The 24062-nt window shown below is 38.3% G+C and carries 19 protein-coding genes; 3 read left to right on the top strand and 16 right to left on the bottom strand.

Annotation, left to right across the window (positions count from 1 at the left end; all coding sequences use genetic code 11):
• Positions 1 to 24: 24 nt before the first annotated feature.
• Positions 25 to 2004 (top strand): transketolase, encoded by a 1980-nt coding sequence (tkt, locus tag AC0KSB_RS15790; protein ID WP_472310897.1) that lies wholly within the window; start codon positions 25 to 27, stop codon positions 2002 to 2004.
• A 451-nt stretch (positions 2005 to 2455) separates the two neighbouring features.
• Entirely contained in the window at positions 2456 to 4570 is a 2115-nt protein-coding gene (locus AC0KSB_RS15785; RefSeq protein ID WP_472310895.1) for a glutamine synthetase III family protein, read from the top strand.
• 123 nt (positions 4571 to 4693) lie between these two features.
• Here AC0KSB_RS15785 and AC0KSB_RS15780 read toward each other — a convergent pair whose 3' ends face one another.
• Positions 4694 to 5353 carry an HAD family hydrolase gene (locus AC0KSB_RS15780; RefSeq protein ID WP_472310893.1) on the bottom strand — a complete coding sequence of 220 codons (660 nt, stop codon included), beginning with the start codon at positions 5351 to 5353 and terminating at the stop codon, positions 4694 to 4696.
• Between the two features lie 214 nt (positions 5354 to 5567).
• On the opposite strand from AC0KSB_RS15780, the gene AC0KSB_RS15775 reads away from it, so the two are divergent.
• Positions 5568 to 5939, top strand: a complete 372-nt coding sequence (locus AC0KSB_RS15775; RefSeq protein WP_472310891.1) for a rhodanese-like domain-containing protein — start codon at positions 5568 to 5570, stop codon at positions 5937 to 5939.
• Between the two features lie 11 nt (positions 5940 to 5950).
• On the opposite strand, the gene AC0KSB_RS15770 is transcribed toward AC0KSB_RS15775, so the two are convergent.
• From AC0KSB_RS15770 to malQ, 15 genes are all read right to left on the bottom strand, one after another.
• Complete coding sequence (locus AC0KSB_RS15770; protein ID WP_472310889.1) at positions 5951 to 6448, bottom strand: GNAT family N-acetyltransferase; 498 nt, start codon at positions 6446 to 6448, stop codon at positions 5951 to 5953.
• Positions 6449 to 6464: 16 nt separating this feature from the next.
• Positions 6465 to 7283, bottom strand: coding sequence for a TIGR00266 family protein (locus tag AC0KSB_RS15765; RefSeq protein ID WP_472310887.1), 819 nt, complete (start codon positions 7281 to 7283; stop codon positions 6465 to 6467).
• Positions 7284 to 7349: 66 nt separating this feature from the next.
• On the bottom strand, positions 7350 to 7853 hold the full coding sequence (gene ilvN / locus AC0KSB_RS15760; RefSeq protein WP_472310885.1) for an acetolactate synthase small subunit: 504 nt from the start codon (positions 7851 to 7853) through the stop codon (positions 7350 to 7352).
• Positions 7854 to 7875: 22 nt separating this feature from the next.
• Entirely contained in the window at positions 7876 to 8796 is a 921-nt protein-coding gene (locus AC0KSB_RS15755; RefSeq protein WP_472310883.1) for a bifunctional enoyl-CoA hydratase/phosphate acetyltransferase, read from the bottom strand.
• Positions 8797 to 8832: 36 nt separating this feature from the next.
• Positions 8833 to 9918, bottom strand: a complete 1086-nt coding sequence (gene buk, locus AC0KSB_RS15750; RefSeq protein ID WP_472310881.1) for a butyrate kinase — start codon at positions 9916 to 9918, stop codon at positions 8833 to 8835.
• 40 nt (positions 9919 to 9958) lie between these two features.
• Complete coding sequence (locus AC0KSB_RS15745; protein WP_472310879.1) at positions 9959 to 11248, bottom strand: transglutaminase domain-containing protein; 1290 nt, start codon at positions 11246 to 11248, stop codon at positions 9959 to 9961.
• The gene (locus AC0KSB_RS15740; RefSeq protein ID WP_472310877.1) at positions 11245 to 12522 is read right to left on the bottom strand and encodes a sulfatase-like hydrolase/transferase; all 1278 of its coding nucleotides are present in this window, start codon (positions 12520 to 12522) and stop codon (positions 11245 to 11247) included. Before AC0KSB_RS15740 ends, AC0KSB_RS15745 begins: the two co-directional genes overlap by 4 nt.
• A 20-nt stretch (positions 12523 to 12542) precedes the next feature.
• Positions 12543 to 13346 carry a hypothetical protein gene (locus tag AC0KSB_RS15735; protein ID WP_472310875.1) on the bottom strand — a complete coding sequence of 268 codons (804 nt, stop codon included), beginning with the start codon at positions 13344 to 13346 and terminating at the stop codon, positions 12543 to 12545.
• Positions 13347 to 13467: 121 nt separating this feature from the next.
• Complete coding sequence (locus AC0KSB_RS15730; protein ID WP_472310873.1) at positions 13468 to 14262, bottom strand: ABC transporter ATP-binding protein; 795 nt, start codon at positions 14260 to 14262, stop codon at positions 13468 to 13470.
• A complete protein-coding gene (locus AC0KSB_RS15725) occupies positions 14255 to 15151 on the bottom strand; it encodes an ABC transporter permease (RefSeq protein ID WP_472310871.1) in 897 nt (298 codons plus the stop codon). The genes AC0KSB_RS15730 and AC0KSB_RS15725 overlap by 8 nt, the downstream gene beginning before the upstream one ends.
• A 25-nt stretch (positions 15152 to 15176) precedes the next feature.
• Complete coding sequence (locus tag AC0KSB_RS15720) at positions 15177 to 16154, bottom strand: ABC transporter substrate binding protein (protein WP_472310869.1); 978 nt, start codon at positions 16152 to 16154, stop codon at positions 15177 to 15179.
• A gap of 100 nt (positions 16155 to 16254) precedes the next feature.
• Positions 16255 to 18783 carry a beta-glucosidase gene (locus AC0KSB_RS15715; protein ID WP_472310867.1) on the bottom strand — a complete coding sequence of 843 codons (2529 nt, stop codon included), beginning with the start codon at positions 18781 to 18783 and terminating at the stop codon, positions 16255 to 16257.
• Between the two features lie 56 nt (positions 18784 to 18839).
• Positions 18840 to 20666, bottom strand: a complete 1827-nt coding sequence (locus tag AC0KSB_RS15710) for a glycerophosphodiester phosphodiesterase family protein (protein WP_472310865.1) — start codon at positions 20664 to 20666, stop codon at positions 18840 to 18842.
• Between the two features lie 163 nt (positions 20667 to 20829).
• Positions 20830 to 22344, bottom strand: coding sequence for a UDP-glucose--hexose-1-phosphate uridylyltransferase (locus AC0KSB_RS15705; protein WP_472310922.1), 1515 nt, complete (start codon positions 22342 to 22344; stop codon positions 20830 to 20832).
• Positions 22345 to 22506: 162 nt separating this feature from the next.
• Positions 22507 to 24018: a 4-alpha-glucanotransferase gene (gene malQ, locus AC0KSB_RS15700; protein ID WP_472310863.1), complete on the bottom strand. Its 1512-nt coding sequence runs from the start codon at positions 24016 to 24018 to the stop codon at positions 22507 to 22509.
• Positions 24019 to 24062 lie beyond the last annotated feature (44 nt).

The following is a 24062-nucleotide window of genomic DNA, read 5'->3' as shown; positions in this document are numbered from 1 at the left end:
CGAAAATACTCGGAGGTGAAACCTATGTCTGACACACAACGTCTAGACCAGTTGGCAGTAAATGCAATTCGTATTCTGTCTGCTGAAAGTATTCAAAAGGCCAATTCTGGTCATCCAGGATTACCTATGGGCTCTGCCGCTATGGCTTATGAGCTGTGGGCTAATCACATGTCGCACAATCCTGCAGACCCTAAATGGGTTAATCGCGATCGATTTGTCTTAAGTGCAGGCCACGCGTCTATGTTGATCTATTCTCTGTTACATCTTTTTGGTTATGGATTGACTATGGAAGATCTGAAGTCTTTCCGTCAATGGGACAGTAAAACTCCCGGGCATCCTGAATACGGTCATACAACTGGTATTGAAACTACGACCGGCCCTCTTGGTCAGGGTATTGCAACTGCTGTAGGTATGGCAATGGCAGAAGCTCATCTGGCAGCTCGCTTTAATCGTGAAGATGGTAAAATTGTTGATCATTATACATACGCTCTTGTCGGCGATGGTTGTATGATGGAGGGAATTTCCAGTGAGGCCGCTTCATTAGCCGGAACTCTTAAGCTTGGAAAACTGATTGTTTTTTATGATGACAATGATATTTCAATTGAAGGAAATACCGATGTTGCTTTTACGGAAGATGTAGGAGCACGCCATGAGGCCTACGGTTGGCATGTTGTTCATATCGATGACGGTAATGACCGTGCAGCGATTGCCAAAGCAATTGAAGCCGCTAAAGCTGAAACAGATAAACCTTCAATGATTGTTGTAAAAACAGAGATAGGGTTCGGATCACCTCTGGCTGGACTTGCCAAAACACATGGTGAGCCACTTGGTGCTGAAAATGTTGAAAAAACCAAAGAACTTCTGAACTGGCCTCAAAAAGAAGCTTTTACTTTGCCTTCTGAACTGGAAGATTATCTTAAAGAAAAACAGTCAGATCTGAAAAACAAACAGACAGAATGGCAGTTAGTCTTTGATAATTGGCAGGAAAAATATCCTGAACTGGCAAAAGAATTTGAAGCTTGCAATAATAATGAATTGCCAGACCTGTTAAATGACGAAGAATTCTGGTCTTTTGAAGGATCACAGGCAACTCGCGCAACCAGCGGAGTTATTTTGAACAGACTGGCCGATCGTTTGCCTAATCTTATTGGCGGCAGTGCGGATCTGGCACCTTCTACCAAGACAGAATTAAAAGGAAAAGGCTGGTTTGCTCCAGGATCCTATGAGAGTGCCAACATACATTATGGGGTTCGTGAATTTGCAATGGCAGCAGCAGCAAACGGACTTGCTTTGCACGGAGGTCTTCGTACATTCTGTGCTACTTTCTTTGTTTTCAGTGATTACCTGAAAGGATCATTAAGATTGAGTGCTTTAATGAAAGCACCTGTTATGTATGTTCTTACACATGATAGTATTGGTGTTGGAGAAGATGGTCCAACACATGAGCCAATCGAACATCTGGCAGCTCTAAGAGCAACACCTGGTGTCAGAGTGTATCGCCCGGCAGACGGCAAAGAAACAGCTGCTGGTTATCTGGCAGCGCTTACCAATGAAGGGCCAACCTGTCTTGTTTTGAGCAGACAGAATTTACCTACTTATGAAAATAGTGGCAAAGAAGCTTTAAAAGGTGGCTATGTATTATCTGATGCTGAAAACCCAGATATTATTCTCATCGCTACCGGTTCTGAAGTAGAACTGGCTATGAAATCACAAAAAGCTCTGCAAGAAAAAGGAATTGCTGCTCGTGTAGTATCAATGCCTTCCTTAGAACTTTTTGAAGAACAAAGTGATGATTACAAAGAAGCGGTGCTTCCTTCATCTATCAAAAAGAGAGTCGCTATAGAAGCCGGTGCTACTATGCCATGGTATCGTTATGTCGGTTTTGAAGGCAAAGTTATTGGTATTGATCATTTCGGAGCATCTGCTCCTGCTGGTAAATTATTTGAAGAATTCGGATTTACTGTTGATAATGTTGTAGCGCAGGCTGAAGAATTAGTAAAATAATTAAAATCTTATGGTCATAAATCCTTAACTTGTAAAAGATCAACTCGCTTTTGCAACAAACACATCTTAACATTTCACACACAAATAAAATCAGCAAAGAGAATTGTATGCTAAAAATATAATTCTCTTTGTTTTTTTGCCTAAAAACACTCTAAAATAAGCTTTTAGGGTTATAGCATCATCATAACAGCTAAAAAACATTTATGTTTATAACCACAACTTTATGCAATTCACTATTGCATTTCTTGCATTTTGTGTTAGAATAAAAGCAGAAAACGATGTAAATGCATCGGTGATTCATCAGATCGGATAGGACTGACGGATATTTCGGCGAAAACGAGGACGTTTCGTGTTTCCTTTAAGTAGGAAGCGGAACGTTTTTTTTATACAAATATCTGGTCAGATATGATCGCCGCAGCTCACCGAAATGCAACCAAAGGAGGTTCATAACATGTTACAAACTTTTGAAAATGCTAGTGGAACATCTCTAAGCCAATTATTCGGATCAAATGTATTCAATGATTCTGTTATGCGTCAGACCTTGCCAAAGGCGACTTATCAGGCACTGCGCAAAACCATTGAAGCAGGTAAAACTTTAGATCCGCAGGTCGCGGAAGTGGTTGCATCAGCAATGAAAGACTGGGCTATCAGCAAAGGTGCTACACATTTTACGCATTGGTTCCAGCCTATGACAGGAATCACTGCAGAAAAGCATGATTCGTTCATTTCTCCAACGTCTGATGGCAAAATCATTATGGAATTCAGTGGCAAAGAATTAATCAAGGGCGAGCCTGATGCTTCTTCATTTCCTTCGGGAGGATTAAGAGCAACTTTTGAAGCTCGTGGTTATACAGCCTGGGATTGTACTTCTCCTGCTTTTGTTAAAGATAAATCGCTTTATATTCCCACAGCTTTTTGTGCTTATACAGGTGAGGCATTAGATAAAAAGACGCCTCTGCTTCGTTCAATGGATGCACTTAGCAATCAGGCTGTAAAAATACTTCATTTGCTGGGTCAGACTCAGGTAAAGAAAGTAACAACTACAGTAGGGCCAGAGCAGGAATATTTCCTGATTGATAAAAAGTATTATGATCAACGCAAGGATCTTATAATGACAGGGCGCACATTATTTGGTGCCAAACCGCCCAAAGGTCAAGATCTGGAAGATCATTATTTCGGTCAGATAAAAGATAGAATTGCAGCTTATATGGCTGATCTGGATGCTGAATTATGGAAAATGGGAGTTTCTGCAAAAACAAAACATAATGAAGTTGCTCCTGCACAGCATGAATTGGCTCCTATTTTCAGTACAACCAATATTGCTACTGATCATAATCAGCTGACAATGGAAACTATGAAAAAAATTGCTCTCAAACATGGTCTGGTCTGCTTATTGCACGAAAAACCTTTTGCCGGTGTTAACGGATCAGGAAAACATAATAACTGGTCAATGAGCACTGATGATGGTCAGAATCTATTGGAACCAGGTAAAACACCTCACGAAAATCAACAGTTCCTTTTATTCCTAAGTGCCGTAATCCAGGCAGTTGATGAGTATGCTGATCTTCTTAGAATATCAGCTGCAAGCCCTGGAAATGATCATAGATTAGGTGCTAACGAAGCTCCTCCGGCAATTATTTCAATATTCCTTGGCGATCAGCTTACAGATATTCTGGAACAGATCGAAACAGGCAAAGCAACCAGTTGTAAGTCTGGTGGTATACTTAGTCTTGGAACAGCATCATTGCCAAATTTATTCAAAGATAGTACTGATCGTAACAGAACATCTCCTTTCGCCTTTACTGGCAATAAATTTGAATTCAGAATGGTTGGATCATCTCAATCAATAGCGCAGTGTAATTTTACATTGAATACGATTGTTGCTGAAATTCTGAGCAGATATGCAGAAAGACTTGAAAAAATTGATGATACAACTGCCGAAGTTGATGAAATCATCCGCGAAACCATCAAAAATCATAAAAGAGTTATTTTTAATGGTAACGGTTATTCTGATGAATGGGTTGTCGAGGCAGAAAAAAGAGGTTTACCAAATATCAGAACTACAGTTGATGCAATTGCTGTTATTCGTGATGAAAAGAATAAGGCCCTGATGGAAAAGCATAGCGTTCTTTCAAGAGTTGAAATGGATTCACGTTGTGAGATACAGTATGAAATATATATCAAAACAATCAATATTGAAGCTTTAACAATGTTGGAGATGGCTAAAAGACAGATTATGCCTGCTGCAATTAGTTATCGCAGTAAACTGGCTTCTGAAATTGCCATGATCGATGCTATAAATGGCGGAGCTGAAGTAGAGAAAAATCTTTTCCAAAAGATAAGTCAGGCACTTTCTTCTTTCAATAAGAATCTGGATAAGCTCGAGAAGGCGGTAGAAACAGCATCTTCTATGCATGAAGATACAGTAGCTCAGGCAAAAGCTTATCGGGACGAAGTTTTTGCAACAATGAATGAGTTGCGCGAAGATTCAGATTTACTGGAAACTCTTGTTGATGCCAAGTACTGGCCGATCCCTTCTTATTCCGATATGCTGTTTAACGTATAAGCAGAATCTATCTACAACAGAAGTAATCGAAAGGGGCTATCTCGTTTGAGACAGCCCCTTTGTTTAAACTTAGCAGCTTGTAAAACTTAAATAACAAGGTAGTGATTATTTAGAATTAATCAATTAAACCAGATCAGAAACTTTACTCATATTATCTATAATATGATCAGCACCTGCTTCTGTTAATTCATCTGCAGAATGCGCCGAAGTAAAACCAATACAGGTCATGCCGGCAGCTTTACCTGCTTTAATTCCGCTGACAGCATCCTCAACTACATAACATCTTGCAGGATCAGTATTACATCTTTCAGCAGCCAGCAGATAAATATCCGGGAAAGGTTTTTTCCTCTCAATATCGCTACCTGTAATTACGGCATCAAAAAGATTATCCGGAAGATTGAGAACTTTTAGATTTGCTTCTACCTTGACCATATCGGCACTGCTGGCAACGGCAAGACGATAGCCTTGTGCTTTAAGACTATGAAGAAGATCAGTAACGCCTGCAAACGGTTCAACAAAATCAGGAGCATGTTCAATATATTTTTCATAGACATGTGCCTTGATATCAGCAGTAAATTCAACGCCATATTTTTTCAGAACTTCACCCAGATAGGTTTCTTCGCCCATGCCTATATAAGGCTTAAAGTCATCAGGACTTGCCGGAGCACCAAAATCAGCCAGTGCAAGTGCAGCTACCCTTGCCAAAGCAGGCTCAGAGTCAACCAGAACACCATCACAATCAAATAAAACAGCTTTGCCAAGACCGGACATTAATTCACCCATTATTATTCCTCCACTTTATTTGCAATATCCGTGAAAAGTCCAAAAGCAATGGCTTATTGTGATCAGATCACAGAATAAAAAACATTCATGCTATATCATATCAATGTAATTGTTATATGACAATAAAGCAGAATACACAAACAAATTTTTTTGCCGAACAATACTATTGTCGGTTGGTAAAATAATTTTTTAAAAAAGATAGGAGACTAATAATATGTCAAGTTTATTTGAATCATTCAGAACAGCTATTCATGGAAATAATTTCAACACAGCAGCAAGTGTTCAGAGAATCAAACCACAGCAAGTAAAGGAATGGCTTGAACAGGAAAATCCACCGCTTTTGATAGACGTGCGCACAGTTGACGAGCATAATCAAGGACATATACCGGGAAGCAATCTTCTGCCGGTTCATGAAATACCTAATAATCTGGCTGAACTTCCTTCAGACAAAAGCCAAGCTATTGTTGTTTATTGTGCCAGCGGAGCAAGAAGTGCTCAAGCAGCAAGGTTTCTTGTCAAAAATGGATACGAAAATGTATATGATATGGGTGGTATCTTCAGTTGGCCTTTCAAGATAGTAAAATAGTCTTATGACAATTATATCTGCATTTTCATGACATAATCATCCATATAATAACCAGATCCTATATCAGATTTCTGCTCAGAAATAATTTCAAATCCAAAATGCTGATATACTTTTATGCTCCCTGAATTGCCTTTATTTACAGTTAACCAGATATATGAAGGGTTATGTCTGGCCTTCATGTGATCAATCATCTTTCTGGACAATCCATGACCTCTAAACTTTTCGGACAAATAGATCTTACTGAGAAAAAGAGATTTCTCAGCAAGATCTGGTTTCACGGCATAGTATCCTGCTTTATCATCGCAGTCACTGCTTAAGATAAAATATTCATAGTTTTTTTCTTTTATATCGTTGATTATAGCTTCTGGAGACTGAAATTTGGCAATCATATAATTTACCTGCTCAGATCCGATCAGCTTATCATAGTGCTCATGCCATATTTCAGAGGCAAGCTCAGAAAGCATAGCAGCAGCAGCAAAATCTTTTACTTGCAAAAAATCAAATGTCATAATCAATTACCTTTTTTTAATTACCGGATTTTGGCAAAAATGGAATCAGCTGTTTGGCAAAATTCGATAAAGTCATTGTTTGCAGCCAAACTTTTCCTGGTCCTGTTAAAGTGGTCAGGAATAAACCTTCACCGCCAAAAAGAACATTTTTAAAGCCCTTCACCATCTCTGCCTGATACTGAACAGATTCGGTGAATGCGGCAACATTGCCGGTATCTACTTTAATTGATTCTCCAGGCGCCAGTTCTCTTTCCACTAAACTGCCATCTATTTCTAAAAATACATAGCCGCTTCCAGACATTCGCTGCATAATAAAGCCTTCACCACCAAAAAGACCTGCTTTAATACCTTTGGTAATATATGCACTTAAATTAACACTAGGCTGTGCACAAAGGAAAGATGATTTTTGAGCTATAATGGGGCTTCTGCCTATATCTACGGCAGCAATTTTACCTGGAAAGCTGCTGGCAATTACTATTTCCTGATTATCTCTGCTGGCGGTATAAGTAGCAATGAAAAGTGAATCTCCGGAAAAAACTCTGCCCAAGCCTTTCATTAGTCCACCATTCATATTGGTTGACATTTGCATACCATTATCCATCCAGGTCATTCCGCCGCTTTGTGTATAGATACTTTCACCAGCATTTAATCTAATAGAAACAGCAGGCAAATTATCGCCAAAAATTTCATATTTGAAACCGCCTGATGCATAGCTATGATTATTTACTGCTGACACCGCCTGATTGCCATTATTCTGCTCATTTAAACTCTGTCCGCAACTGGTACAAAATTTTGCATTGTCCTCGTTAGGAGCTCCGCATTTGATACAAAACATATTTTTATCCTCCTGAATTATATTATTTTAAATTTTTATGGATAACAAAACAACTGTAATTTTCATCTAGTCAAAGAGTTTTCTTCCACGATCCATTGCTATGGTCCCTGTTCTAACAATTTCTAATATTCCAAAGGGTCTCAACAGATCTATCAACGCTTCAATTTTAACTGAATTTCCAGCAATTGCAACGGTCATGGTATGTGTAGCCACATCCACTATACGTGCTCTAAAAACATTAATCAGATTAATCAGATCGGTTCTTTTTTCATCTGGGGCATCTACTTGAATTAAACCGAGTTCCATCTGAACTGATTCTTCCTGATCAACCTGTTTAACCTGTATTAAACTGGTTATTCGGTTTAATTTGGCAAGAACAGAAGATACATCCTGCTGGTCTCCTGCAACAATTATAGTCATTCGCGAAATTTTATTCTTTTCTGTCTGTCCAACCGCAAGACTTTCTATATTACAATTCTGTTCACCAAACAATTGTGTCACCTTGCCAAGAACTCCTGCTTTATCTTCCACCCATACGGAAAGAATAATTTTCTTTTCTTTAACAGCCATTGATAAACCTCCCTGATAAATTTTATCTTAAATCTCGGCAATATCCATTTTCACCTAATGCTAATGCCAATAAAATAGAATAATATTTTGCCTCACTGCTTTCTGCCCTTGAGGTCACGACAAGAGGAACTCTTGCCCCAGTTATTATGCCGCAAGATCTTGCCTGTGCAAGAAACACAAGCGATTTAACTAAAATATTGCCAGCTTCAATATTGGGGGCCAGCAGAACATCTGCATCACCAGCAACCTCACTTTCAATATGTTTTTGTCTTGCGGCCTGTCTGTCTATTGCATTATCCATAGCCAAGGGGCCGTCAACCAGACAATTTCTTATTTGACCGCGCTTTGCCATCAAAGACAAAGCGGCTGCATCTAAGGTTGCACTCATGGATGAATTAATTAACTCTACTGCCGAAAGAACAGCAACTTTGGGATTATCATTTCCAAGGCAATGTGCTACTTCTACAGCGTTCTTAATTATCTGAGCCTTTTGCTGTAAATCAGGCTGAATATTTATACCTGCATCCGTAACCATAAGCAATTTATGGTATGAGGGCATTTCATACAACCCTATATGACTAAGAAGGCGATCTGTTCTCAGACCCTGTTCTTTTGCCAGCACAGCCCTGAGCAGTTCAGCAGTTTGAAGCTGCCCCTTCATTAAAATATCTGCTTCTCCATTATTTACCATATTAACAGCCTGAACAGCACAAGCTTGTGGGTCAAGTTCCTTTATAATTGTTATATTAGAAAGATCAAGTTCCAGATTATCTGCATGCTCAAATATTTTTTCTTTATCACCTATTAAAACTGCACTGGCATAACCAAGATTACAAACTGCATTTACAGATTGCAAGACATGATCATCATGCGCTGCCGCAACGGCAATACGGCCTGGAGCCCTACCTCTTACTAAATCTTCGAGTTCTTCAAAATGTTTCATTTCCACCTCCGGAAACATCGGGAAAACTGTTTATATTTAACTATCTTTATAGATTAAAGGTATTTCTTCATTATTCAATATGCGTAAAGCCCCTGCTGCCAAAGCCTCTGATTCCATTTCCCCCGCAATAATCTCCACAGGTGCAATAAATTCAATTCTTTCCTTGATGCTCTGGCATAAAAAAGAACTGTAAGCCATTCCACCTGTTAACACAATTGACTGAACATCGCCCTTAAGAGCAGCAGCCATTGAAGATATTTCTTTGGCAATCTGATAAGACATGGCTTCTAAATAAAGAAATATTTCTGAATTCTCTTCTTTTTGTGATTCAAGAAATCTGACATCTGAAGAACCTGTCAAAGATAACAAGCCGCCTTTACCATTTAAATTTTTATAAAATTGATTAAAACTAAGTCCCGAATTGATGAATTCGCTCATCAAGGATATACTAGGCAAAGAGCCTGCTCTTTCTGGAGAAAAAGGACCTTCTTCAAGAGCATTATTTACATCTATTACTTTGCCGCGGCAATGTGCTCCAACGGATATTCCACCACCCATATGGCATACTATTAAATTTAATTGTTCATACTCTCTCTTAAGCTTGGCAGCTGCTTTTCTGGCCGCGGCCTTCTGATTAAGAGCATGAAAAATACTTTTGCGCTTAATACTTTTAAGACCGGTTATCCTGGCTACATCCTCCATTTCGTCAACCGAAGGTGGATCAACTATATATCCCGGCTTATTATATCTACAGGAAAAATCAGAAGCTATCAACGCCCCCAAATTACTGGCATGTTTACCGTATTTAGCTATTGTCAGAACATTTATCATGTCTTCATTAATTTGATAGGTACCACCTTTAACAGCTCCAATCAATCCTCCTCTGCCCACAAAAGCAGAAACCTGTTTCAAGCTGCCGATACCATGTTTTTTTAACGAAACTTCACAAAATTCATTAATCATTCTTAATCTATAGGGCAACTGATCAATTATTTCGGGAAAGCTGGCTAACTCAGAAGAATCATGTCTGATTATTTTCTCTTCGAGGCACTCTTTTTCGCAAAACAATCCTGTCTTAGTAGACGTCGACCCGGGATTGATTGTAATTATCAATCTTTTCATTCTGCTGCCCCCTGATAGCAAAATCAGCTGTAATTGTTATCTATTCAGATATAATAATAATTTGTAAAACTCTTTTGCTTACTGATATTCTATACGAAAAACCACGATTAATGCCACTATTATCTAAAGCCTGTTTGAAAATTCTATCAAATTCATCTGAAGATGGTTGATCTTGTGCTGTGTAAAGCAATTCCAACTGCTTATCTCTTTTATCTTCAAAATCAGTTAAAATCAAAAATTGCTGTGTTTTTTGCAGCAAGGAATCTTTGCTATCTACGATAAGTTCATTCTGTCTGTAATAATGAGCACCATCCTCAGGAGCAGCAGGATATGCACTTTTGTCCCAGACATGTGTTTCACTCATTACTTCATCAGATCTGAGGAAGTGTCGGTGTTCAACAGGTGCATGTTCACCTCTATCGGGCACAGGATCATCATGTGTTACATCAACATGGTAATAAACACCATCTAAGAGCACAAGGTTCCAGGCATGTTCTATGCCATCTGCCTGACCTGATATAACCAAAGAATCAAGATCCATCAGATCACAAACAAGTTTAAAAGCCTGGGCATAACCTTTGCATAGTGATATTCCATCAATCAAAGCACTTGCAGTCTGATTATACCTTTGATCAAGACCGGTATCATAAGTTATCCTTCTAACAAGCTCATCATGGATAATAAGCATTTTTTCCCAATCAGCTCTATCTGTACCGGCCATATTAACAATTTCTCGAGCTTGGACAAGAATATTGTTTTTTACTTCCTTTAGCATGTCTTTGCTATGGTTTTCAAAACCGGCTAATCGCTGCACAACAACAGAAAGTTTTATTACTTGTCTTTGCCCCCAGGCAGACTGTAGTTCATACGCAACTTTCATGGAGCCATCAAGATGAAACATGAAAGGATCCTGCATATAAATATGTTCAAAAATCGAAACAAGTCTGGAAACAAGATTATCTACTTCCGCTTCTGCTATGATATATCCTTCAAGGCATTCTGTTAAATCAATTTCATCTTCAAAAGCAGAAAATCCTGCTGAAAGCCTCTCCTTGACTTTTCTATCAAATTCGTCATCCAACTGAACAAGATCATCGCCATTTTGGCTATTGTCTTCAAACAGACCTCCCTGATCAACATCAATAACATAGCTTGTAGGATCTGTTTCTGATGAGGTGTCAGACTCTTCCAGTGTTTTTGCTGCTTCTTCAAGTATATCTTTACCAGTCTGTAAGAGTTCACTAAAACCACAGCTGCCGGTCATAACAGCTATACTCAATAATAAACATATAACAAAAGTCAGCGTTCTGAATCTTTTTTTCTGAATCACTGGCCTTTTCCCTCCATCTCGGTTTGCATTACTCGAATAAGAGGATCATCACATCTTATCATTTCCGTTAACATTAATGCTTTTAGTCTTGCAGCTTCATCCACATCTGTTTCAATTCGATTAATTAACTCATAAGGATCTTTTTGCAAATCATACAACTCATCAAGATCTGTCGGATTCCAAATATACTTAAATCGACTGTCTCTGAACATGCGTTGCGTATACAAGCCTTGGCTAAGACCCAGCTGACTTGACATTATTCCATCACGGTTGCAAAAACCACTTTCAGATTTTCCCTTGCTCCAAAAACAAGATAAATCAAAACCCTGCAGTCTTTCTAATTTTCTATCTTGAAGTAAAGAAATCAGAGTTGCCGGCAAATCAAGCAAACTGCTTACCAGCTTGTCGCAACGTAAACCAGCAGGAATAATACCTGGCCAATGCAAAAGCATCGGCACTCTCATAACCTCATCATAGCAGACATATTCATTTCCTATAAGTTTATGACTGCCACACATTGATCCTGAAGCTGCGGTGAAAATAATCAAAGTGTCCTCAAGAAGACCCATCTGATTTATCTGTGCCACCAGGTTGCCAACAGCATCATCTAATCTGGTTGCCTGTGCAACTGAATTGGCAGCCCGTTCAGACCATTCTGACCATAGATTATGTGTAGAACTACATCGTTCCTGCAGTCTTTTCTGAGCCATAGGCTTATTTTGCATATCGTCTGTAAAATTTGGCCACGGAGAAAGTGGAACGGGTTGATCATTTTTTATGTCTTCTGACGGCATATAATCTGGGAAATTCAGGCAAAGATGCCAGGGAAGACCTTGCTGTCCGTTTTTTCTAAGCCATTGTATTGCAGATTCCGCTATATCAGATGGTTTATCAGACTTAATGTCATCTGCTTTTTCATAGCCGAAATCAGCAGGTTCATAACCACTGATTTGCCATTTGCCAAGCCATGAACACAGCCAGTTTCGATCACTTAGCCAATTGCTCCAATTATCCTTAAATTTAATAACGGCGCGAGGAGATAAACTTTTTTCATAGGGAAAATAATAATTTGCATTAACCCTTTCCCCACTTAATAAAATACTTTGTGCAAGGCCTAAGTTAGGATTAGGTGTGTAGGCCTGTTCAAACCATACACCATTACCTGCAAGCCAATCCAGATAGGGAGTTTTACTCAAACGCACCTGACTACTGCCAATACAATCATATCTGATACGTTCTGCCATTATAAAAAGTATATTTGGATGGTGCTTCATCTTTCACCTCAATGACAACTTTATTTTTTTGATTCCATTGGCCATTTTTTTACGAAGAGCACCTGTAAAACAGTTGCCACAGCTAGAGCACCAAGAGTAATCAGTAAATACTGCCAGAAATTAATGTCATCATTAAAAAAGTTAGGCATTAGAATAATAGCCATAACAGCTAAAAAGATTAAATTAATCGACTTCTTCCTTGACATGGGAAAAGTTATAGGATCACCACAATGTTTACAAACAAAATCCATTTTACTGGGTATGTAATTTTTCCAGGTATCAACCGGTTCATGCTTACATTCTGGTTCTTCCGGTAATGGTTTTGCCTGTTTTACAGGACTTGCCTCACCACGTTCCTGAGCCTGTTTTTCATAAGCAGCATACATTTCCATTAACTGCTTTTGTTCTTCAGTTAAATTCTGATCATCAGCAGCATTATCAATTTGATCTGAAGATTCATCAGTCAAAACATCAGTTTTTGATTCTTCTGCATTTTTTTCATCACTTTTTTCTACAATATCTTCATCGATAATTTCTTCATACGGTCCAAATTTGATAATCATTACCAAAACTATAACATAGGCAGTGGCAAGAGCGAACAAAATACCCATGTTTATAAGGAAACCTTCTACTGAAGCTTCTGTATCTGTTGTATTAAATGCCCTAAAAAGAATAATCATTATGAAAAGAGCATTTGCAGCTCTTAACCCTGTTCTGAAAGGAGGTGTTAACTGTATTTTCGCACCACAATTCTGGCAAAAATATTCTGGTCTTCTGGCAAATAATTTTTTAAATTTAAATATCGGTTTATGTTTACATGACATTATCGGTTACTCCTTCAATCAATTTTATGATTAATTGATTGTAACATATAATTAATGCTTTTACAGAGAACAAATTTTGCAAAAACTGCTTTACAGAGAGCATATTCTTACATATGATCAATCAGCCAAGCAGCATTCTATCATTATCAAGTTGCGAACCGCTTGCTTGCTCGAACAAGTGAAGCAAATCTTCCACTTTTAGTTCTTTTTTATTCTCACCTGATATATCAACAATTATCTTACCCTCATGAAGCATAAGTAATCTATTACCATATCTGATAGCATCACGCATATTATGTGTAATCATCATAGTAGTTAAATTATTCTGACTAATTAAATCTTCAGTCAATGAAAGAACTTTAGCGCCTGTCTTGGGATCAAGAGCAGCAGTATGTTCATCCAGCAACAGCATGCGTGGTTTTTTTAGAGTTGCCATCATCAGCGTTAGAGCCTGTCTTTGTCCACCGGAAAGAAGTTTAACTTTTGCAGAAAGACGACCCTCCAGACCAAGATCAAGCTGTTGCATTAGTTTCTTATAGTTACTTCTCTCTGATCTGGATATCCCCCAGCCTAATCCTCTACTTTTGCCACGACGAGCAGCTAGAGCAAGATTTTCATCAATACCCATATCTCCAGCGGTACCTCTCATTGGATCTTGAAAAACACGGCCTAGCAAATTTGCTCTTTTATGTTCCGGCAGCCAGGTAACATCAACATCATCAAGTACAATGCTGCCACAATCAGGAAGCAATGCACCGGCTATAAGATTTAGCAAGGTTGATTTACCTGCACCATTTCCACCAATTACAGTTATAAAATCGCCGTCTTTAATCTCCAGATCAATATTCTTTATTGCCTGATGTTCGTTGGGAGTCCCAATATAAAATGTTTTGCTGACTTGATTAATTTTAAGCATTATTTTTCCTCCTGCGCTGTCTGTAAGCTCTGTAGTCCGATCGCATAACAGGCAGGAAAAGCGCTATGGCTACAAGAACCGCAGTGAAAAGCTTCAAATCAGTCGATTTCAAACCTAGTCTGAGCACAAGAGTTATTACTATGCGATAAACTACAGATCCAAATATTACTCCCGCAAGTCGGAAAAGGAAATTCTTTTGTGTAAATAGAACTTCACCGATAATAATCGCTGCAAGACCAATTACTATGGCACCTGTTCCCATTCCAATATCTCCAAATCCTTGCTGCTGTGCAATCAGTCCACCGGACAAGGCAACCAGAGAATTACCCATTACAAGACCCAATATAGTTGTTGTGTCAGTATGAACACCCAATGCTCTTATCATATGAGGATTATCTCCGGTAGCACGAATAGCACTGCCTATTTCGGTACCAAAAAACCAGTACATCAAAGCAATAACACCAGTCATGAATAAAATGCCTATGAATAATGTAACCCAACGTGAGGGGAATCCTATATCTTCAATCCAGGTAAAAATCGTAGTTATTCTCAACAAAGGAATATTAGGAGACCCCATCACCCTGAGATTTATCGAATATAATGCAATTTGTGTAAGAATACTTGCCAGAAGACCAGGTATTTTCAGTTTTGTATTTAACAAACCTGTACACAAACCGGCAGCCATTCCACTTATCATTGCAAAAACTACCGCAATAAGAGGGTTAAAGCCATTCGCCACAAGGACAGCTGAGACAGCTCCACCTAATGTGAAGCTGCCATCAACAGTCAGATCTGCAAAATTTAAAACTCTAAAAGTAATATAAACACCGAGGGACATTATTCCCCACAATATACCTAGAGAAACCGCACTTTGTATTGTCCAGAACATTTATGGATATCTCCTTCAAATAAGCTTATTTCCCATATGTATTTTGTTCAGCCAGATCTGCAGGAATACTAATATTCAGAGATTCTGCAATATCAGTATTAATACTTAAATCCATTTCACGTAGGTACTCAATAGGCATATCAGCGGTTTTTGCATCATCTTTCAGTATGCGCACTGCCATTTCTCCAGTTTGATATCCCAGTCTATAATAATCTAATCCTACCGTTGCCAAGCCGCCATTATCAACCATACCGCTTTCACCTACAATAACAGGGATTCCAGCAGGTTCAGTTATCATTGTGACGGTAGCCATAGCATTGGCAAAAGTATTGTCAGTGGGAATATAAATTGCGTCAACTCTACTGAGAACCGATTCAACAACCTGCTGAATCTCATTTGAAGAAGAAATTGTTGCTTCTATAGTTTCTAAATCAAGAACCTTGGCAGCTTCTCTTGCCAGATTAGCCTGAAAAACTGAATTTGATTCACTTGAACTATATAGAACAGCGACTGATTTAACATCAGGTATCAATTTCAACATTAATTCCAACTGTTCTTTTACCGGTGTAAGGTCGGATGTTCCAGAAACGTTGCCACCAGGATTTTCATTCGTATCTACCAGTCTGGCATCTTCAGGATCTGTTACAGCGGTAACAAGAATCGGTATATCCTTTATTACATTAGCTGCCGCCTGTGCAGCGGGAGTAGCTATAGCAAGAACCAAATCAACTTTATCATTTGCAAACTGTGTCGCTATGGTTTGACAGTTAGCCTGCTCTCCTTGTCCATTCTGATAATCAATAGTAATATTATCACCATCAACATATCCGGCATCTTTAAGTGCTGCTACGAATCCTTCATAAGATGCATCCAGTGCCGGATGCTCTACAAGCTGAACAACTCCGATTTTGATTTTTGCATCACTGCCACCACAACCTGCAATCATTGCAATAACCATTGCAATTGACATCATTAAAGAAATAATTACTCTTGTTCTTTTCATGTTTTTCCCTCCATACTACTATACTTCTTTGGATTCAGTGTGAAAGTTTATCATCCACAAAACAAATATTCAATGCTATCTGTTACACCATACTGCAAATTCAATCTTTTTTTGAAACTTCGTCTAATTTATCTATCAGGTTGATTGAGACAAGACGTAATGTTCCTCTTATAATTCTGCCATTTAGCATAGATATTATAGCCTTCATTTTGTAAAGATTCATCTCTTTTCCTCCCAGCAGAGCGATGCTGCGCAAAGGAGTTTGTTCCCATTGTGCAATCAGCTGCCTTTCCTGAACAGTTCCAGCAGCCGGATCACCAAAGGCTTTTTGCAAACCAGAAAAAATTTCAAACATCATTTTTCTGGCCAGTTTACCTTCTCCAAGATCACTTATTAGAGTATTCAAATGTATTTTTTCATTTGCCAGAGAAACTTCAGGTAAGTCAGAGCCATATCTTCTGACGAAATCAGCTTTGGTTATAACTAATTTACCGTTTTCAAAATCCTCTGGATGCATGTGGCCGGATACTATGCGGTCATATATGGTATAACTGCGTTTTTTAGCTGATAACATTTTTGTTTTTTCTTCCAAATTGTCAATCTTATCTTTATCTTCATTTTCAAACACAACAGTCGATTTAAGCCATATATCCTGACATGATGATCCAACCGAAATTTCATAAGTACCGTCATCAACGACCTGACAGTCATGATCAGGATCAAACCGGGCAAAAGCCTGCCAGTCAAGAGAAAAAGAAATCATCTTTGTTTCAGCTGGCTCAAGAAAGACTTTGGCAAAAGCTTTTAATTCAAGAGCAGGCCGGTCAGTTGCAGGATCAGTATCTGATACATATACCTGCACTACTTCCGAACCAGCTATAGAACTGCTGTTTCGCAAATAACAGGTTACCTGCAATGGTTCTTTTTTTGTTATCACACTACGATCAAGAGCTAAATTGAACCAGTCAAACTTTGAGTAACTAAGCCCAAAGCCAAATGGCCATAAAACAGGTTTTTGAACAGTTTGATAATATCTATAACCAACATAGATACTCTCTCTATATTCAACCTGATTACCTGTACCAGGAAAATAATTTACGCAGGGAGTATCATCCAGAGTCACCGGCCAACTCTCAGCAAGCTTGCCCCCTGGATTAGCCAGGCCTAATAAAATTCTTGCTATTGCCTGACCGCCTGCCTGACCGCCCAGATATGACAGTAAAACAGCACTGGCACGATTTATAAAGGGAAGTTCTACGGGCGAGCCGCCAAAATAGACAACAACTATACGTGGTTGTACTGTCCATAACTTCTCCATTAAAGCCAATTGATTTGCAGGCAATTGCATATGCGGTCTGTCATAGCCTTCTGACTCATCTTTGTCGGGCAAGCCAAGACAAACTACAGCAACATCAGAACTGCCTGCATTTTCCATTGCCTCTGCTAACAACTCCTGGTCAATATCGTCACTGCTTTGATCATATCCTCGGGAAAAAACAGCATTACAGTCTAAGTCAATCAGTGAATCAAAAAGATTATCCACACGTGTAGGATTGACTCTTGAGCTGCCATGTCCCTGATAGCGTGGATCAATTGCAAAATCGCCAATAACAGCTATTCTATAACGAGCTTTAAGAGGAAGTATTTTTTTCTCATTTTTTGTAAGAACCATTGATTGTTCTGCTGCTCTTAAAGCCAGATAATGATGATCTTCTTCAAAATTATCAACCGGTTTAGATAATTTGCCGTCAGCTCTATCATGCAAAGCAAGGAGTCTTTTCACGGAATCATCAAGATATTTACTTTCTAATTTCTTCTTTTTAAGAGCACAGCATATTTCTTTTACATGAAAAGAACCACTGCCTGGCATTTCCAGATCCATGCCTGCCTCAAGCGCTGCCAAGCGGTCATTAACAGCACCCCAGTCTGAAATAACAACACCATCAAATTTCCATTTCTCTCTTAAAACCGTACTGAGTAAATATTTATTCTCACAGGCATAGGAACCATTTATCATATTGTATGAGGCCATAATACTCCATGGTCTTGCTTTTCGGATAACATGTTCAAATGCACTTAGATATATTTCATGCAATGCTCTTTTATCTACAATAGCATTTACAATCATTCTTCTTGTTTCCTGACTGTTGACAGCAAAATGTTTGAGACATGCGCCAATATTATCTGATTGCAACCCTTCTATCCAAGCGGAGGCCAGCTGACCAGTCAAATAAGGATCTTCTGAAAAATATTCAAAATTCCTGCCACCAAGAGGAGATCTTTTTATATTAATACCAGGACCTAGTAAAATATCTATCTTGCCTTTGCACTCTGCAGCAAGAGCTCTGCCAATCTGAAGAAGCAGACCTTTATCCCAACTGCAGGCAATTGTGCAAGCAGGCGGAAAACAAGTAGCTTTCAGCCCTTCTTCAAAAGGCAAGTGTTCTTTTTCTGGTTCATTTAATCTCAAACCATGAGGTCCATCCGACATCATCAGACTTCTAACAGCAAATCGAGGCAATGCCGAGGTTCGCCAGAAATCTCTTCCCGTAACCATCCATGCCTTATCAATCGGCATCATTTTCCCAATTGTGGCAGAATTGTTGTCATTTTTTTTCTGATCTGTCATAGCAAAATCTCCCATTTTTATATTCATGATCTTACAAACAAGTTTCGGTTGTTCAGCTAATCAGTTATTTCATTTTTTTCTGTTAACTGCGGCACAGGACTCTGTTCATTAAACAGAATATCAAAACCACCTATTTTTTGCACTCTTTGAGGATAATCTGTGATTATACCGTTTATATCATAAGATAATACAGTTTTAATATTTCTTTCAGAATTTACTGTCCAGACCCATATCTGTCGCCCTTCCCTACGTGCCGATTTCACAAAATTCTCCGTAAGCATATTTTGGCTTATTGTGTAAAAATCAACATCCATTTTGCTTAGATTTCCAGCTGACAAAGTGAGGATCTGTCCTATTTTTATATCTGGATTTAAAGTTCTTACCTCTGCCAGAAATCTCGGACTAAAACTCTGTACAAGGCATGTATCAGTGATTTCGTACTGTTCAATAAGATCAACTATGACTTTTGCCATAATTTCAGGGTCTCCTGCCAGTTTAACATCAATAAGCAAACCGCATCTATTATCAACGTGCAAAATTGCTTCTTCCAAAGTAGGTATCCCTGTTTGTCTGAATTCCTCTGAAAACCATGCACCTGCATCTATACGTCTAACAGCCTCAAGTGACAGATCACTTATAGATTCTGATCGATCGGCAATTCTTCGCAATGTATTGTCATGAAATAGAACAGGTACATTATCGTTTGTCAGTTGCACATCGATCTCGACAAAATCAACTGCCTGTTCGATTGCTTTTTCAATTGCCGGTATGGTATTTTCAGGAGCCTGTACAGGATCACCTCTATGTGCGGCAATCATAACATGCCACCTCATAAAAACCAGCCTGTCATAAAATCTGGTATTTACCAGAAATGTCAGCAAAAGCAATATCACTAATAATGTGCGAAATATCTTTTTATGCTCACCGATGATCTTTGCTAACCAGTGTTCAAATTTACCAGCAAGCCAGCTGCCTGACAAAACCAGATCATCCAGAGGTTTTGCATCCTGTGCCGAGCTGTATTCATAGTATAGTCTTGTTATAACAATTAGATTAAGTGGAATAACCAAAATAGTCAGCACAAAACCAAGATAACCGGTAAAAATAATAGTTGCTGATTTAAGAAAAATATATCGGTCTGCCAGCCTTAACCATAAGGGTAAATAGTTAAAAACAAGCAGCAAAGCAATTACTATACCAAAAAAAGCCACATTACTAGTTACAAGAGCAACTGAAATACGAAACATTTTTTTATGAGTCAGTCTCCAGCTTTCTCTAATTGCTTTAGTTATTGAAAGATTTTTAATAATTATTATATGAAGCGAAAAAATCATCCTGCTGAAAAAAAGAATCAACAAGGCTGCCAAAATTAAAAATATAACTGTTCTGAAAGTTGATTGTAAAATAGGATTCAACAACAAGATGTTTAAGTTAAGTCCGCCAAAAAGAAAATCTGTTATTGGTGAATCTACTAATGGAGTAAGTAGAATAAGAATTAAAAAGAGGTTAATCATACCTATACCAAATATTTTTGGAATGCTCTTCATAGTAGTTACTATCGCATCCATAACGCTGACTTTATGTCCAAAATAAATTTTCTGACAAAGAATAACTAATACTCCGAACTCCACAAATAAGGCCAAAACCATAAGAGTTCCGAGAATAATAAAAGCAGCAAAACCTCTTATGTTCAAAGCAAATCGAAATATTTCATTATTTACCAGATAACCACTGCCCGAAGCTCTCAAAAATCTATCAAATATCCAAGCAATAAATGGCACAAATAAAAAACCGGAAAGAAGTATATAAACAGACTCAAAAACCAAAACTTTCCGGTGAATTTGCTTAAAATCTCTCAAACTGTCTTTCCACATGCCGTACATCTTAACACCTCGATATCATCATGATATCTCATTAAATTCTGTCATACAATATTTTTACCAAGAAAAAAGAGCTGTCCTGTGAATCATATAAATTCTCAAGACAGTTCTAATAAGTTTTTCCTTTTTAAATCCTTTATATTAGTTTTAGAAAACAAAAGATGTTTTAAGATTCAGTCAAATGATTTAAATATCTATGAAAAGCTTGTATCCCTTTTTCATCTCTTTTGAACACACCAGCATCCAACAATACTTTTTCAAATTTAAGAGCGGTTTCCAATCGAACAATTTCCTGAGCATGCTGCTTATCTCTGACTTTGAAATACTTATTACGAAGGTAAGCTGCCCATTGAGCATGGTACTGCATTATTTCTACTGTATCATCCAGCAAATAATCAGCAATGACATCAAGTTCAATAACGAGGCGCGATGGCAAAACCGCAAGTCCCATGACTTCTATTAAACCTATATTCTCCTGCTTTATATGATGTACATCTGCATGAGGATGAAAAATACCCATAGGATGTTCTTCTGTTTGTCTGTTGTTTCGCAACACAAGATCCAGCTCATATTTGTTGTTACGAATTCTACCGATTGGTGTAATGGTATTATGTGGTTCTCCGTTACTTGATGACAAAATGTCAGCCTCCGGATCATTGTATTGGCGCCAGTTATTAAGTATTTCTACTGCACAATCTGTAAGCTGCTCTTTCGCTTCACAGCTAAGTCTAATAACAGACATTGGCCATTTTACAATACCCATATCAACCTCTGGATATTTGCTCCAGTTAAAGATATATTCTATCGGCGCTCTTTGCATAGCAAAAGAGTAACGGCCTCCCTGATAATGATCATGACTTAAAATTGATCCGCCTACAATAGGCAAATCAGCATTAGAACCAATAAAGTAGTGAGGAAACAAATCCAGAAATTCCAAAATTCGGACAAAAGTGTTTTTATCTGTTTTCATTGGTCTATGTTCACCCGACAAAACGATACAGTGTTCTGGATAGTAGGAGTATGGAGAATATTGAAAAAACCAATTTTCGCCCGCAAGATTATTTAATCTTATGAGTCTGTGATTAGCCCTTGCAGGATGGTTTATCCTGCCTCTATAACCTTCATTTTCAACACAAAGCAGGCATGCAGGATAATCCGAACTTTCTACCAGCCTGGCTGCAGCAATATCCGCCGGATTTTTTTCCGGTTTTGACAAATTTATTGTAATATCCAGCAAGCCGTATTGGCTATCCGCCTGATAACTGATATTTTTGCGAATTCTCCTTACCTGAATATATTGTACGGCCTGGCAGTATTTATAAAACCAATCAGTAGCAATATCTGGACTTTTGGCATATAAATGCCAGAACTCGCCATTTATTTCTGATGGTCTTGCCATCATACATGACATTAATTCAGCAGCTAGAACTTCTTTCATATCAAACAGGTCTTCTATAAAACCCTGTTCAACAGCCCATAAAACTACTAAATCAATCAGATCAGGAATAGCAGACGGTAAATTATGGATTGGTGATTCTAAAAAATCATCACTTTGAGGCGAAATACCATTTTCTATTGCCAATATGTTCAAAAGCCGATTGTACACATATATGTAGTCTTCTTTCTCTAGAAGATTATTTTCCAAACCTGATTTTACCAATTCATTTAATAAAGTCAGAATATATTTTTCATTTTTAGAGTCTTTTTTCACAATTTATTCCTCCGTTTATATAACCTGAAGACATATTAATATGAAAAAGACTTCTTTAACGATGATAATTTGTTGGTAAAAGCATGATATTTGTTGTTAATTGTCAATATTGAAATTTCAAATCTTATGTATTCAGTTAAAACATGTATCAAATGCTCTATCCACAGATAATCTATGGTAGATCAGCATTTCCTGATACAAACGTTTGGCAAGCACCTGGTTATAGTCACCGTGACTACAACGCCATACCCAATTACCTCCAACAGTCGATGGAATATTTATTCTTGCTTCACTACCAAGACCCAGCAAATCCTGCATCTGTATTATTGCCAGATCAGCCACACTTGCCCAGGCAGATCTCATCATCCCCCAGTTATAGCCTTCCTGCTTATTCAGACGTAAATACCTGACTGCATATTCAACATCTTTTGATGGAGCAGTTGAAATCCAGCCCATAATCGTATCATTATCATGGGTTCCCGTGTACACAACACAATCCCGTGGATAGCAATGCGGCAGATATCCTGCACCTGTGTCACGACTGTCAAAAGCAAACTCCAGAACCTTCATTCCTGGATAACCGGTATCTTTAAGTAGTTTGTGTACAGATGGAGTCATAAACCCAAGATCCTCGGCAATAATCCTGCGTTTTCCCAATACGGCTTCCAAGATTCTGAAGAATTTGATTCCAGGCCCTGGTTTCCAGCAGCCATTTCTGGCGGTTGTTTGATTAACAGGTATGGCATAATAAGCATCAAAACCTCTGAAATGGTCTATACGCAAAACATCGTATATTTCAAATTGATATCTTATGCGATCTATCCACCAGCTATAGTCATCTTTCTCCATTTTAGCCCAGTCAAAAAGTGGATTACCCCAAAGCTGACCGTCTGCTGAAAAACCATCCGGCGGGCAGCCTGCAACTTCTAAAAGCCGCAGATTTGAATCAAGCATAAACTGTTCAGGATTAGCCCATATGTCGGCACTGTCTGCAGATACATAAATTGGAAGATCCCCTATTATATCTATACCGTTTTCAGATGCCCGACGCTTTAAGTTTTTCCATTGGCGAAAAAACAGATATTGCACAGATTTCCAAAATATAATATGTTCAAACAGCTCCTCTTCAGCGGATAGCAAAGCTGATTCGATACGATGACGCAGATTTTCAGGCCAGCTTTGCCATGACATACCATCATATTTGTCTTTTAAAGCCATGAACAAGGCATAATCATCAAGCCATAATTTTTGTTCTTTGCAAAAAGATGCGAACTCATCTTTATTTAGAGCTTGTAACCTGTTTACTGCTATTCTAAGAACATTGAAACGTTCTCTGTAGAGCAGACCATAATCTATTCTATTAGCATTATCGCCCCAGAATTTATTTTGATATTCTTCGGGTTTTAGCAAACCGTCATTCGCAAGGTCGTCCAGATCTATCATATAAGGATTCCCTGCATACGAAGAAAAAGACTGATATGGCGAATCACCGTAACTGGTTGGACAGATAGGTAAAATCTGCCAATATGCCTGCCCACTGTTAGAAAGAAATTTAATAAAATCTCTGGCGGCTTGTCCAAGAGTACCAATTCCATATCTGGAAGGCAAAGATGTTATAGGCATAAGTATTCCGGCGCTTCTCATAAAAGAAACCACCTTTCTGTATCTATTTGTTTTATTTTATGATT

It is taken from the genome of Ercella succinigenes, assembly GCF_900002895.1.
This window is presented reverse-complemented; position numbering and strand designations above follow the sequence as displayed.